At 53.3% G+C, this 14828-nt stretch carries 10 protein-coding genes; 3 read left to right on the top strand and 7 right to left on the bottom strand.

The features are described from left to right. Window positions 1-8: 8 nt before the first annotated feature. Both SOJ49_RS08095 and SOJ49_RS08100 read left to right on the top strand, forming a co-directional pair. Window positions 9-437: a roadblock/LC7 domain-containing protein gene (locus tag SOJ49_RS08095; RefSeq protein ID WP_369857716.1), complete on the top strand. Its 429-nt coding sequence runs from the start codon at window positions 9-11 to the stop codon at window positions 435-437. A 30-nt stretch (window positions 438-467) separates the two neighbouring features. Beyond that, window positions 468-1124 (top strand): hypothetical protein, encoded by a 657-nt coding sequence (locus tag SOJ49_RS08100; protein WP_369857717.1) that lies wholly within the window; start codon window positions 468-470, stop codon window positions 1122-1124. A 130-nt stretch (window positions 1125-1254) separates the two neighbouring features. On the opposite strand, the gene SOJ49_RS08105 is transcribed toward SOJ49_RS08100, so the two are convergent. The 6 genes from SOJ49_RS08105 to SOJ49_RS08130 all read right to left on the bottom strand — a co-directional run bounded on the left by SOJ49_RS08105 (window position 1255) and on the right by SOJ49_RS08130 (window position 12311). After that, window positions 1255-6144 carry a biotin carboxylase N-terminal domain-containing protein gene (locus SOJ49_RS08105; RefSeq protein ID WP_369857718.1) on the bottom strand — a complete coding sequence of 1630 codons (4890 nt, stop codon included), beginning with the start codon at window positions 6142-6144 and terminating at the stop codon, window positions 1255-1257. 167 nt (window positions 6145-6311) lie between these two features. Further along, complete coding sequence (gene fabB, locus SOJ49_RS08110) at window positions 6312-7523, bottom strand: beta-ketoacyl-ACP synthase I (protein ID WP_369857719.1); 1212 nt, start codon at window positions 7521-7523, stop codon at window positions 6312-6314. Between the two features lie 246 nt (window positions 7524-7769). Next, window positions 7770-8573 (bottom strand): phosphatase PAP2 family protein, encoded by an 804-nt coding sequence (locus SOJ49_RS08115; RefSeq protein WP_369857720.1) that lies wholly within the window; start codon window positions 8571-8573, stop codon window positions 7770-7772. Further along, entirely contained in the window at window positions 8566-10182 is a 1617-nt protein-coding gene (locus SOJ49_RS08120) for an ArnT family glycosyltransferase (protein ID WP_369857721.1), read from the bottom strand. The genes SOJ49_RS08115 and SOJ49_RS08120 overlap by 8 nt, the downstream gene beginning before the upstream one ends. Before the next feature lie 7 nt (window positions 10183-10189). Then, window positions 10190-11224, bottom strand: coding sequence for a glycosyltransferase family 2 protein (locus SOJ49_RS08125; protein ID WP_369857722.1), 1035 nt, complete (start codon window positions 11222-11224; stop codon window positions 10190-10192). A gap of 130 nt (window positions 11225-11354) precedes the next feature. After that, complete coding sequence (locus tag SOJ49_RS08130; RefSeq protein WP_369857723.1) at window positions 11355-12311, bottom strand: lysylphosphatidylglycerol synthase transmembrane domain-containing protein; 957 nt, start codon at window positions 12309-12311, stop codon at window positions 11355-11357. A 163-nt stretch (window positions 12312-12474) separates the two neighbouring features. Between SOJ49_RS08130 and waaC the strand changes: the two genes are divergently transcribed. Beyond that, window positions 12475-13494, top strand: a complete 1020-nt coding sequence (gene waaC, locus SOJ49_RS08135) for a lipopolysaccharide heptosyltransferase I (protein ID WP_369857724.1) — start codon at window positions 12475-12477, stop codon at window positions 13492-13494. 4 nt (window positions 13495-13498) lie between these two features. On the opposite strand, the gene SOJ49_RS08140 is transcribed toward waaC, so the two are convergent. After that, window positions 13499-14728: an EAL and HDOD domain-containing protein gene (locus SOJ49_RS08140; protein WP_369857725.1), complete on the bottom strand. Its 1230-nt coding sequence runs from the start codon at window positions 14726-14728 to the stop codon at window positions 13499-13501. Between the last annotated feature and the right edge of the window lie 100 nt (window positions 14729-14828).

Consider the following 14828-nt stretch of genomic DNA (forward strand, 5'->3'; position numbering starts at 1 on the left):
GGTTGTCGATGTTCCCTGAAATTGATCCCCATTATCCTGAAGCCAACTCTATTGCAAATACGCTGAAGCAGTTTGTTAGCCAGTCAGCATCTCGTGGATCCGCCAAGGCGGCAGCCGTCATGACCCGAGAGGGAAGAATGCTTGGTGCCGCCCTTGATAAAGATACCAATGAGGACATCTTTGCTGCAATGAATGCATCGTTACTGATGTTGGCCCAGAAGGCGACAGATGAAATGTGTATCGGAGAATTCCGCCAAATGGTGGTGCTGGGTGATGCTGGTGTTATGCACCTGACTGAATTGGGTGAGGGGATTGTATTGGCAGTGGCAACTGGCGCTAGTTCTAATCTGGGTCGGGTGATGCTGGATACACGGCAGATCTCTGTGCGCTTGCGGCGTTGCCTGGACAGCCCGGGCTCGGTTCAGCATGCATCTTGATAGCAGTAGCAGTAAAGGCGGAGATCATTTATGAAGGTATTGGTGGAACAACGGGCGCGATCAACCGACCTGGAAGACAGTGTCTATCGGCTGGTCAAGAAGGCAGTACAGTTTGGCAAGAACATTCAGGTGCTTTTCCATACTGATGATTACCTGTGTTCAACCGACCGGTATCTGGTTGTGCTGGGAGGATCCGGCAGATTTCTGATTAACAATATCGACTTTGATGAGGTGCTTGCTGCTGCTCCGGATGCTTATCGGGCACGTGGCTTGAAGTCGTCACCACTGATTTCTCAAGTGGAAAAATGTGGTCGTGATATTCGTGAATTTTATTGGCAAGCGGCGTTTCAATCGTCTGGAGGACGGCTGCTGGATGGCTGTCGTGAGGATGATGTTATTCAGTTGCGGCAATGGCCCAACTTTACGCGTCTGTATACCAGTCCCAATATTTATCGTATTTCGTCCTTGCTCAGCGCACGTCCAACGACACTGGATGTGGCAGCCCGATTATTGTCTGTGCCCAAGGAAGAGTTGTATCAGTTTTACAGTGCTGCTTTGTACAGCGGTTATGCTGAAGTGCTGAATCGTGCTGTCGTCGCTGAAATCGAACTCAAACCTCACCCTTACGTGCGGATTGTGAAAATGTTGTTGGGTCGATTTGGTGGTGGTCAGCAAGCTGTACTCTGAAGGTTTCGAACAGCAAAAATCATCAATAAAAAAACCGGTTCTGGTGACAGAACCGGTTTTTTTATATTACTGTTGCCATATTTATATCCCCTTTCTACCAAACTGAGTCTGGCAGAAAGGGGGACAAACATTACCCGATAATCGGCTTGACAACATACAGCAGGTCGCCCTGATTCACCTGTTGACCATCGGAGTTCATGATGCGGGTGACCTTGAACTTTTGATCAGCCGGATACAGTTCGGCGTCGGCCCGGTTAAACTGCTTCAGGCTCAGCGGTGTGAACATTTTCATGGCTTCCATCAGGCAGAGAGTATGTTCCACGTCAATGATGTCCCCTTCTTTGACAAACGCCGGTTCGCTAGGAGAGGAAGATCCGTAGAAAATGCTGGTGGTTGGCGACAGCACTTTCAGTTCGTCAGAACCTTCGATTTTCAGGGCGGATGCATCGACGGCAGTGGCAGACAGATCTGCTTCTTTCTCTACATCGGCAATCAGTTCATCGAGATTGATACGATCGAGGAATTTCGGCAGATAACCGGTATCGTAAACGCCGTTACGGAACACTTCATCATCCAGCACGCGTTTGGCGGTTGGGATATTGGTGCACACACCGGTGATTTTGACGCGATCCAGATATTCACGCAGTTTGGCAATCGTGTCTTCACGATCTTCGCCATAACAGATGATCTGCACGATCATGCTGTCGTAGAACGGCGAGACCTGTTTGCCAGCTGCCGCCATGGAGATCAGGTCGATATAATCTTCTTGCGGCAGTACACACTGGCGGATCGTCCCTGGTGTCGGCACGAATTGCAGCTCATCACCCTTGATCACCGGTTTCTCGGCGTTGATACGGACTTCAATAGCGTATCCTTTGGAGACTGGTTTCAGATCAGCAATGGATTCACCTTCGGCGATTTTGAACTGGGTCGAGACAATATCGATTCCGGAAACCCACTCGGTTACCGGGTGCTCAACCTGCAAACGAGTATTCATTTCCATGAAGTAGATGGTGTCGGCATCGAGATCGAAGATGAACTCAACGGTACCGGCACCGACATAATCGACGGCATTCGCCAGCTTGGAAGCGAAGTCGTAAGCAGACTGCTCTAATTCGCGCGGCAACATGGTGGAACCGGATTCTTCGAAGATTTTCTGGTTGTTACGCTGTACCGAACAGTCACGCAGTCCCAGAATTTTGGTATTGCCGTGCATATCGCGCAGCACCTGGATCTCGATGTGGCGCAGGGAGGTGACAAACTTCTCCAGATACACGTCGCCGTTACCAAAGGCCGCCTTGGCTTCGGTGGAAATCTGGTGAAACAGAGTGTGCATCTTGTCAGCAGAGTGAACCACCTGGATGCCCTTGCCACCGCCACCATGTACCGCTTTCAGCAGTACCGGATAACCAATTTCATCCGCTACCGCCGCCGCGTTGGCCGAGCTGGTCAGAATGCCATGAGATCCGGGTACTACCGGCACTTGCACGCGCATGGCGGTGTTGATGGCGTTTGACTTGTTACCCATGGTTTCCATGGAAGAAACCGCCGGGCCAACGAAGTTGATATTGTGATTGCCACACAAGGCCGCAAACTGGCTGCTTTCAGACAAAAAGCCGATACCCGGGTGTAATGCCGTGACATTTTCGTGATGAGCCACGCGCAGTACCGACTTGGCGTTCAGGTAGGATTCATCCGGGGTGTTGCCACCGATACAGACCACGCGGTCTTCAGGCCCCAGCATATCGACCGGAACGGAGTCCATGTCCGGGTCTGACTGTACCAGTACCACTTTTATGTCGTTTTCCTGGGCCTTGCGGATCAGTTTCACCGCCGTACAGCCACGAGCGTGGATCAGGATCTTGTCAATCTTGCCGAACTTCTTGGCAGCGGTGGAGCCTTTGCCAGTATCCGGCGTCAGACGTTCGGCGCTGACGTAGCCTTGCAGCACGCGCTCCAGGACGTCGTCAACGGAGTGACGGGCCACGGGCATATCCGGGTCAATGGCACGCAGTTGGTCGTCAAGGTTGTCAAAAAACGGATGACGAACCAGGCCATCCATCGACTTCGGTGATACCGACAGGTAGTTGGACAGGGTGCAGGTGCTAGGCAGATAGGACGGCACTACGATCTGACCAGCAAATGGCATGTTGGTACCAGAGAAGTAGTAAGTCTGCGCCAGCGGGTGCGTCACAAAGCTTGCCTGGGCACCACCGGTACAGTCACCAAAACCGAAAACAACCAGTGGTAATTCGTTGTCGCGCACGAAGCGGGTGATGCGGTCGTTGGTCACGGCCATGGAAAATAGCGCAGCAGCGCCTTCCTTGGTCTGCATGCCACCCGATGAAACAAAGCAGACGATTGGCAAGTGCAGCTTGGCGCATTCAACCATCAGTTTGCAGAATTTCTCCGCCGAAGCCATATCGAAGGCGCCAGCCTGAAAGTCCAGGTTGGATACCAGAGCACCGACTTGCTGTTCGCGTTCACCGATACGGATGGTGCCGATACCGGTAATGACACCACAGGGGGTGATGTCTTTTTTCAGTGCGCTTTCAATAGAGCTGCGAAAGCCAGGGAAGGACACCGGATCGGCAGACATCAAGCTGCTGTTGAGTTCCTGGAAATCGCTGAAGAAGCGTTCAATCAAGGCCCCGGCGGAGGTTTTCTTCTGTCGCTTGGTGTCGTCCAGCACTTGCTGGATCAGCAAGTCGTGGTAGGCCATGGTCAGACGGTTCCAGAAGTCCTTGCGGCGACCAATCGACACCGGATTGATGCGGCCACTGTAGGCTTTGCCTTCCTGGTCAGCGGCATGGTACTCGGGCATCAGTTTTTCAAAGATAAAGGTAATGACCACAAACAGGGTGTCGGACAGACGCGGAAAGGCCAGTTTTTTCCATTCTTCGACCGATTTCAGGAACGCGCCACGCTGACTACTCTTGATGAAGTAGCTCAGCCAATGGGTGAAGGATTCCCGCTCCTGTGCGGTATAACTGTCGCCATTGGTGGCTTCAGCCAGAGATTTTTCCAGCAGTGCCTTGAGCGATTCCAGCGATAACGCACGGGCTTCGTTGGCTTCCTTGGCGACGTTTACCAGATTATTGATGAAGTTGTCGTACAGTTGGCCAAATACCAGCATGTTGCGACAGACTTGAGTGAACTCGAAACGCAGTTCATCGTGCAAGATCGCATCAAGAATGGTGATGTCCGGGTGCTGCGGGTTCTGGATGTTTTCCTGGCGGAACTGGATATAGGGTGCCAGGGACTCTTCCAGAATGCGGCGATTGGCTTCTACCTTGGCACTGGTCATGCTGTTGGCCAGGGTATCCGTGCGACTGGACAGCTTCAGTTGAGTTCTTACGCCTTCGGGAATCAAGGCACCTTTGAGGATAATATTCAGTGCCGAAGCGATGGATTGCTTCAAGGCACCCTTGGATTTTTCCTTTTCCAGACCCTCGGTCAGTTCCTGATGCACGTTGTGCGGTAACTGTTCGCGAATGTAAGCCGCTAGCGGGTGGGCGTTGTTCTCGATGAAACGGGCGACGGCCTGGGTGTCGAGTACATCATTGGCACGTAGCAGGAAACGGCTTTGCTTGTAGTTTTCAAGATAGTCGAGCAGGCCCTGGAAATTGACCGGAGCATCGGATTTCCAGCGGTTAAACAGGTACAGACCGAGATTGAAACAGAGTTCCTGTTTGGATTTCAGATAGTTGTTTTTGGGCTCGCCGAGGAACAGACGGGCAATGGTTGAGCGGCTCTCGTCACGATCCTCGTACTTGCTCCAGAAGGATTTCCAGCTTTTATGCAGGGCGTCGTCGTAGACGATTTTTTCCGGGGCTTGCAGCCAGTTCTGGAATTTACGTTTGGCTTCGGCGGTTTGCCGCTGCTGCAGTTGACCTTCTGGAATCTCTTTCTCTGCCAGGCGGCCGTAGTTTTCAACCGTGCTGGAGTGGATCCGGCGCCGCAGTGTCAGGTAGCGGGTATAGCGATAAGTCAGACCAAAAACGTTGATATGTTCAGTTGGCGTTTCTGCGAGGAAAAAATTGGAGTCTTTCTGCAGGTTTTGCAGCTTTTCAGATGGTTTCAGGAAGCGGTCCACGGACTGCTTGTAGTGATCCATCATATAGGGGTGGTTTTTAGCGAATTCTGCCGCATTAGTTTCAATCGACTGGATACCCGTGACAATAGCCTGATGCAGGTTAAAACGTTTTTCGTCTGCATCGGATGGGGCGTAGTCAATAATTCCGTCGATAATACCGGCTTTGCGCAGTTCGTAGCCGGATACGCCGACGTACTTGGCGCATTCTTGCCAGGACAGGTTGTACTTGCGAGCGATGCTGGCCAGCCCCTGAGGCTGGATAGTATTGAAAATACCATCACGGGCACTGAGCAGAATATTGGTGGTTGCCAATGGAATGGCGCCACCGGAATAACCGGCACCCCAAATAATCCCCAGTGTTGGCACATCATTGTTAGCCATTTCGGTGATCAGGTGGGAGATGCTGTGGGCCTGGTTGCCGGCATTGGCGGCTTCACCGGCATCGGCTCCCGGGGTGTCGATAAAGGTAACAATCGGCATCGCACGGCGGGCGTAGGAACGTGCCAGCTGAGCGGCTCGGTTGTGATGTTGTGGGCCCCAGGCGCCGTTACTGTACTCACGATTCTGGCAGATAAAACCGACACGGCGAATTTTGCCGTTAAAATCCATATCGGCTTCTGTTGCATACAGCGGGCCGTCATCAACTTCAGTGATGGCGCGCAGAATCAGGTGGCCAACAATTGCTTTGGCACCAGGGCGCTGGCTACTTTCGCTAGGAGCAACGACCTGTTCGATGTATTCATCGATGTTCAGCGTACTCAGGCGGGACAGCTCGGTCTTGCAGTGTTCCGGTTTGACCAGTCCCTTGACACTTTGGTCAACGGCATTGTCTTCGTATTCCGGAAACAGGGAAGAATCTGCCGAAAGTTGTTCGGCGATTTGAAACAGTTGGTCTATTTGTTTGGGTGCAGTTTGTTCAGACATGGTTGATCAATTCCGTAATATGCCGATCATCGGACTAGGCTGGCAGGCAAGGTACCAGACCAACCAAGCCCGAAACTACGGTCGGACATAGTTCGAGCGCAGAGACGGGCTGTTAAATGCAAACACGGGAGCCGTCGCTATAACGCGTTGCTCCCGCAGGCAGACTCTCACAGAGCCTTGAATATCAGGGCCGCGTTGGTGCCACCAAAACCAAAACTGTTGGACATCACAGTTTTTAATTCGGCGTCACGGTTATTGCAAACAATCGGATAACCTTCGGCTCCCTCATCCAGTTCGGAGATGTTGGCGCTGCCAGTAATAAATCCGTGTTTCATCATTAACATGGTGTAGATGGCTTCCTGCACGCCAGCAGCACCAAGTGAGTGACCCGTCAGGGATTTGGTGGAGCTGATAGGTGGAACCTGATCACCAAAGGCTTCGCCAACAGCTTTTAATTCGGTGATATCACCGGCTGGAGTACTGGTGCCATGGGTGTTGAGGTAGTCGATGGTCGGGTTACCAGCCATCTGCAGGGCATCTTTCATACAGCGAACAGCACCTTCGCCGGACGGAGCAACCATATCGGCGCCATCGGAGGTGGCTGAGTAGCCAATCAGTTCGGCGTAGATGGTGGCACCGCGAGCCACGGCATGTTCGTACTCTTCCAGTACGACCATGGCACCACCGCCAGCAATAACAAAGCCGTCACGGCTGCTGTCGTAAGCGCGGGAAGCGCTTGCCGGGGTGTCGTTGTATTTGCTCGACAGTGCGCCCATAGCATCGAATTGCATGGAGAGCGACCAGTGTTCTTCTTCACCACCACCGGCAAAAACGATGTCCTGTTTGCCCCACTGGATCAATTCCATACCATGGCCAATACAATGTGAGCTGGTGGCACAGGCCGATGTCATGGAGTAGTTGACACCCTTGATGCTGAACGGCGTGGCCAAGTTGGCCGATACGGTAGAACCCATGGTGCGGGTAACACGATACGGGCCGACCTTGCGGATACCTTTTTCACGCAGGATATCGACGGATTCAACAATGTCACTGGTCGATGCGCCACCAGAACCAGCCACCAGGCCGGTACGCGGATTACTGACCATGTCGTCACTCAGGCCAGCGTCTGCTATGGCTTCTTTTAATGAAAGATAAGAGTAAGCGGCAGAATCACCCATAAAGCGGAAAATTTTGCGATCGATGTGTTCTGCCAGATTGATCTGGGGGCGGCCGGCAACGTGGCTGCGCATCCCCAGCTCTGCATATTCCGGAATAAAACGGATACCAGAACGCTGTTCACGCAATGAAGTCAGCACCTCGTCCTTGTTGTTTCCGAGGCAACCAACAATGCCAATACCTGTAACTACCACTCGACGCATAACCAGATCTCTGAACAGTTTATTGTTTGTGCTTTGACGTGCCAGTGTACGACAAACACGTTGAATTATTGTTTCAAAAAGAAGTAATGAACCGTCTAAAGGCCCAATTTCCATGAAATTGGCAGCCACTATATAGCAGACGGCAAAAATGGATAAAGAAAAATATTCTTAACTGAGAATCGGTAATCAAATGTCGATTCTCTTGTGGGGGCGATTAAAATGCCCGGTTACTGCCTGTATCTGTCTTTAAACAGAAGATGAATTTGCCTTTTGGTGTCGTTTTGACAGCGCAGGCCACCAGAACCGACAGATGGCTGTTAGCAGTGCGACCAGTGCCACCAGGTTTGCCAGTATTTGTGTGTCCGGATAGCGACTGTCAAAAAAAGGCATATAGAGCGCGGCGAGCGTTAACAATGAGGCTGAGGTGAATGTCGCTGCTGGATGGTGTAACCAGTCGAACTTGAGTGCCAGCCAGGCTGACAGGCAGGCACCGAGAATACCACAGGCGGCACCAACCAGTACGTCAAGGGGCCAGTGCGCGCCGACAGCGATACGGCTGGCTGCCGCCAGCAGTGCAAAGATTAACAGTGGCATCAGCCAGCGGGGTGACAATGCCAGTATTACCAGAGTCCAGGTGCCCAGCGCGGTAAAGGCATGACCAGAAGGAAAGCTGTGGTGGCGCAGCACGGGGCCGATAATATGAAAGCTGTCTGGTATCAGTACGGCGGCTGGTCGTGCAGCATCAAACAGTGCCTTGCTGCCGTGAACAAACAGGGTTCCTAATAACAGTAGTACCAATGCGGGGGCAAACAATGAAGGACGTACGCTGGCTAGCAGTAACAGCAAGGACATGGCGAATACGGTATCGGCGGTGAAGGTCAGGTTTGCCCACAACGCATTGGGGAGCAGGCTGGCATCCTGGTTCAGCATCAGAAACAGGGCAGCATTGGTATCCATGATGGCGACCACAAGGGCGAACAGCAGCAGCAGCCCGGCAGCGGCTAGCAGCGGAGTCAGATGGCGACGTCGCAGCGACAGATGATCAGTCATTGTTTTCATCCGTTGTTGGGGAGGTTTCTGTGTGACTGCTCGGTGTGTTGTGATCCGGCCGCCGGATAATGACGATCGGGCCAGACTGGAACAGCAGCTGATAGCGGTCAAGGTCGGGGATTCTGTCGACTCGTCCAAAACCGATTTCCCCAGGCTCAAGTGCCCGTCGTGGTGTGACCTGATCCAGATAGACGTTAAAGCTGGGGGTATCGATCGATTGGGTGACAACATCAACCCCCAGCTGGCGCACAAACTGTGCGGCATCATGGATGGGGCGTTGTTGCGCCTCACTGAACGCTGGTGCAAATACGTACCAGACGAACAAGGTTTGCAGTACGCCGGTTAAAAACAGCCCGTGCCAGATTGCCAGGCGTTTCCAGAGAATTGCCAGCAGTGACAGCAGGCCGAAGACTGCGGCAATCATCGCGAAGTCCTGATTGACATATTGGGCGGCCCGCTCGGCGGTCTCTATCTCGATCGGGTTGGTCAGTCCGGCCTTGATGGTAGGAATCAACAGCGGGAAGGCAACCATCAGAGCAAAAAACAGTAGCGGCAGAACAGCTGCCAGCCAACGGCGGCGTAACTGGAAGCGGTAGCGGGCCATCAGCAACACCAGTGGGGTGCAGCCATATAAAATGTAATGCGGCAGCTTGGTGCTGGCGAGACTGAACAGCACCAGCACAAACAAAAACCAGATCCATAAAAAGCGGTTCAGCGGTTCGCGGCTGACGGTTTTGATGCTGGGTAACATACGTAACAATAGCGGGCCAAAGGGGGCCAGGACAAAGGGCAATACCAAGGGGTAAAACAGCAGGCCACCGTCGTGGCCTTCCATGGTGTTGTTGAAACGGTTGACGTTGTGTTTGAAGAAAAAGCCGTCAATAAAGGCCTGCCCCTGGGCCAGATATTCGGCCATGTACCAGGGTGCGGCGATGAGCAGAAACAGCAGCCAGCCCGGTATAAAAAACAGTGCCTTGAGCAAGGCCTCGCGCTGGCCGCTCCAGAGGTAAAAAATCACACTGACGATCAGAGGAATTGCCACCGCCACCGGCCCCTTGGTCAGTACCCCCAGTGCCATCAGGGTGTAAATAGCATAGAGAACCCGTCGAGAGGCAACTGCGGTGTCCGGTAATAGACTGAGCTGACTGTGGTGATACATCAGTAACAGAGTCGCTGTCAGGATCAGATTCAGCAGCGCGTCTGCGGTGGCAACATGAGCGATCATATTGATCCCTAACGCGCTGGCACAGATCATCGCGGCGGCAACACCGGTATCGCGGCTGATATAGTGACGGGCAAAGGCGAAAACGGATAATGACCAGCCGATTCCAGCCAGTACGGAAGGCAGTCTGAAGGCCCAGACTTCGGTGCCAAACAGGGCGATAGACACGCCCTGTAGCCAGTAAATCAGGATAGGTTTGTCAAAACGTACCCGGTCATTTAACCAGGTGGTAATAAAATCACCACGTTCAAACATGCCGCGAGTGGCTTCGCTAAAGGCACCTTCATCGTGGTCAAATAGCAGGTAGCCGCTCAGGTTGAGCGAAAATAGCCCGATCAGGAGCGGCAGCAGCCACAGTGGCATGCCTGCCGGGAGAGGTATTTTCATAAGACCATCAGCCTTGGCTGCTGGCATCGTCGGTGGCTTTGCCGGTTGAATCTGCCGCCTCAACGATTACCTGGCCTGGGGCGGCCCAACAGGCTTCCTGGTCATCAGACGCGTCACCACGGTTGTAGATCACATACTGATGCTGCTGACGTTGTGAGGATTCAAAATAGGTTCGTGAAATCAGTTCCGACATCACACCGGTGGTGAGGAATTGCAGCGCCGCGATGACACAGACCACGGCGATCAGAAACAGCGGTCGACCGCCAATATCTTCACCCAGAGCAAATTTGATCACCGCCAGGTACATCAGTAACAGCGTGCCGATAGACCCCATGCTCAGGCCAATCATGCCAAAAAAGTGGCCTGGGCGAGCGCGGTAACGCATAAAGAAGTAGACCGACAACAGGTCGAGAATCACCCGAAAGGTGCGGGAAATCCCGTATTTGGAGGTGCCTGCGGTGCGGGCATGGTGTGTTACGACGATTTCTCCGATACGGCTGGGGGGAACCACTGCCGCGACCCAGGCAGGAATAAAGCGATGCATTTCACCGTACAGGCGAACCTGCTTGATGATAGCGGCGCGATATACTTTCAACGAGCAGCCATAGTCATTAATGCGCACCCCGGTGATTTTGCCAATCAGACGGTTGGCGATACGGGACGGAATCTTGCGCATCACCAAGTCATCCTTGCGGTTCTTGCGCCAGCCGGTGAGCAAATCGAGGTCTTTTTCGATCAGGTGGTCGATCATACGGGGGATATCAGCCGGGTCATTTTGCAAGTCGCCGTCCAGCGTGGCGATCAGTTCACCCCGTGCTTCGTCGATACCGGCTTGCATGGCGGCGGTCTGGCCGAAGTTACGCCGTAATTCAACCACCCGTACATGAGGGCCATAAAGATCGGACTCGCGATGCAATGCCTGGGGCGTGCCATCAGTACTGCCGTCATCCACCACCAACAGTTCCCAGTGACCCTGATAGCTGGTCAGGGCTTCGTGCACCCTGGCAACCATGGGGCCGACATTGTCAATCTCGTTGTACATGGGGATAACGATGGACAAGGACGGCTTGCTACAATCTATCACGGGGTTACCACTCTGCAGACTTTAATGTGCGCGGATGATACCCAAAAGCGCCGGGTGATAAAACGTGACAACCGTTGCATAGCTGCAATTAATCTTTCAGCGCTCCTGTGTCCAGGTGTTTGTGACCCAATCGCCCGGTGGCTATCGTGATCACTGCGGTGAGCAGCAGGGTACAGCCGAGCACAAACAGATGCAGATTGACCGCTGCCGCGAGTGCCTCTGCCGTATTCAGCTGCCAAGGCAATAATCCGGCAACAATTCCGGCTTCGTAGGTGCCTGCGCCTGCGACACCATGAATGGGCAGGATACTGCTCAGTTCACCGGTACTGGCTCCGACCCAGGACTGGCCAAAGCTGATCGCAATAAATTGCTGCAGCACCCAAGCATAAATGGCCAGTTTCAGCACCCAGTTAATCAGCGTCCAGAACAAGGCTCGAATAAAAGGCCAGGGGGATGAGGGTAATACCTGCATCAGGTCGACTATCTTGTTGGCCATGGCACCAGGGTGGTTACTTAATACCTTGCGGATACGATTTTGCACCGGCAAAACCAGTAGAGGCAGTGCCAGCAAGCCAGCTTGCAACAGCCAGATGTCTGCTGAGCCAGCCGCGATGATATGGTCGGGGATATCGCTCAGCGTCCAGACTGCCAATGCCAGCAGGACGTAAAGATCCAGCAGTCGCAGCCATAACAAGGCGGGCAGGCTATGGCGCACCGGACAACTGAAGTGGTTTTTCATCAACATGGGAAACGCGGCTTCGCCGCTGCGCATTGGCAGCAGGTTATTAAAGAAGTTGTGTAATACCGTGATACGAGTCAGACGCCACCACTGGCCGTGACAGTATGGGTGGAAAAAATCGTAGAACCGTAGTGCCCGCAACAGATAGCTGATCAGCATCAGGGTGACGGCGATAGTCAGTTCACCGGTGGAGATGCGTTGCCAGCTGGCCAATACCGCCAACCAGCCATAACTGCGTTCAACCACAATAATAAAGGCCAGCAGGATGGCAAGGCTGATCCAGAATTTCCACGATCTGAGCATCATGCGGTGACGGTTCCTATGAACAAGGCGAGTGATATTTTCCGGGGCTGCGATACTTGCGCTGCCATTGGATCTTGTCAAGGGAGGCTTGTTAAGTGCAGAGGAGAATTTGCATCCTGAGCGAGCAGGCGGTACTTTCCGCCCAACTGTGTATCAGGATGCTGTTGTGAAAATTCTGCTGATTAAAACCTCGTCCCTGGGGGATGTCTTTCATACCTTGCCTGCGCTGGAGGATGCTCGTCGGGCGCTGCCCGACTTGTCGGTTGATTGGGTGGTTGAAGAGGCGTTTGCTGATATTCCCGCTTGGCACCCCTCCGTTGACAAGGTCATTCCTGTTGCTTGGCGTCGTTGGCGCAAACAGCCGCTGGCAGCGGGTAATCGGTCGGAAATGCGCGCTTTCTACCAAGCAGTCAACGCAACGGAATACGATCTGGTGATAGATGCTCAGGGGTTGATTAAAAGTGCGTTGATCACGCGTCTTGCCCGTGGCCGCAAGGTGGGGCTGGATCGTCATAGTGCACGAGAATCTCTGGCGGCGAGGGCATATGATCAAGCCATTGCCGTGCCGCGAGGTGAGCATGCCATTCACCGTGTGCGACGATTGTTTGCGGTTGCACTGGGATATGAACTGGATATGTCCCGTTTCAGTTATGGTCTGGATCGCAGCCGCTGGCAAGCACCCGTGGACGCTACCCATTACTGGCTGTTTTTACACGGAACCACTTGGGTAACCAAATTGTGGCCGGAGAGCTACTGGCGTCAGCTGGCTGCCGATGTGGTGGCGACGGGCCGTTTGGTCGTATTGCCTTGGGGCAATAACGAGGAACAGCAACGGGCGTTACGTATTGCTGCCGGGCTGGCCGGTGTTGAAGTATTGCCACGTATGGGCCTGGATCAACTGACCGGCTATCTTGCTTATGCTGAAGCGATTGTTGGCGTCGATACCGGGTTGTGTCATGTGGCGGCAGCGCTCGAAGTGCCCGCTGTGGCTATCTATGGCGCTACCGATGCCTCACTGACAGGGGCGTTAGGACCTGCAATGACGGTGTTGAGGAGTCAGTACCGCTGCACGCCGTGTTTGTCGAAAAGCTGTCTTTACCCGGGCAAGGGCGAGCTGCAGCCGCCCTGCTATGAGGAGATAACACCGGCACGGGTAATGCAAATTCTACTGACGGGGATAAACTAATCCGTCAAGCCAGGGCTTCGACCAGTTCTCTGGCATCGTTTAATGCATCAACATACGCACTGGAGATAACGTCGGCTTGCAGTCCGATCTGTTCCAGCGCGTACCAGTCAAGATCATCCCACTCGGCCTGCTCCAGTTTCTGTACCAATGTCAGCAGCTGGCCGAGGCCTCCCGCTCTGCGCATCAGGGCATTTTTCAGGCTGTCTGACAGATTCAGCTTTTCGCACAAGTGTTTGAGGGGGATATCGACAAAGGCATCCAGTAGCGAAAATAACCCCAGCGTAAAGGCGGTTTCCTGATCAATTCCAGGCCAGTGACCGGCCAGGCGACGTGCCAGACAGGCGCGAATAACAGCTTGCTCTTGCAGCGCATTCGGTTTGTCATTCAGACGGCCCAGTGCCAATAAATTAGACCAGGCGCGGATACGGTCAAAGCCCAGGATGACGATGGCACGGTTGATGGAGGTCACTTCTGTGGTGCAGCCGAGGTAGGCCGAGTTGACCATTTGCAGCATTTTGAAGCTCAGTTGCGGGTCCGCCTGTAATACCCGGTGAATGTCGTCGACTTCGACTTCGGGATTGTTCAGTACCTTGAGTAATTTCAACACGGACAGCTTGTTATCCGGAATGCGACGACCATACATGATGAGTGGCTTGCTGAAAAAATAGCCCTGAAACAACTCACAACCGGCTTCCAGGCAGGCATCAAACATTTCACGGGTTTCTACTTTTTCGGCCAGCCAGCGCAGACCGGGTCGGTGGTACCGTTGAATCAGAGTTTTCAGATTGGTATCGACGGGCAGATCCAGAACATCGATCTTGATGATATGCAGGTAGTCCAGCAACTCTAGCGGTATAGGCGTGCCTCGATAGTCATCCAGTGCCACCTGATATTTGAGTCGGTGGAGCTGTTTGACGTGGTGTATCAGTGCTTCGTCAAGATCCAGGTGCTCGAGTAATTCAGCAACGACGGTTCCTGGAGACAGCGAGGGCGGGTTTTCCAGCCAGTAACGGGTGAAGTTGATAAAGGCAGGTAATCCCCCGGTTACCCGGTCAATGCCAATCTCATTGTAGGCACCCATGATGACCTCACTGGTCGCCTGATCACCATAGGCATCTTGCCAGGCAGTAGTAGCATTTGGGATAGGTCGACTGAGTAATTCGTAGCCAACAATATTCTGTTGTTGGTCGAGAATCGGTTGTCGGGCGAGTAATGGGACGGTGACTTCACTCATTCATGGGTTCTCGTCAGCAAGCGAAAGCAAGGGCCATTTTTGGCATCTGAATTATCAGTCTAGCTTAACCATGCGTTTTGCCCGGTCTTGTCTACACTTT

This window comes from Candidatus Thalassolituus haligoni (genome assembly GCF_041222825.1).
GTDB classification, from domain to species: Bacteria; Pseudomonadota; Gammaproteobacteria; order Pseudomonadales; family Oceanobacteraceae; genus Oceanobacter; species Oceanobacter antarcticus.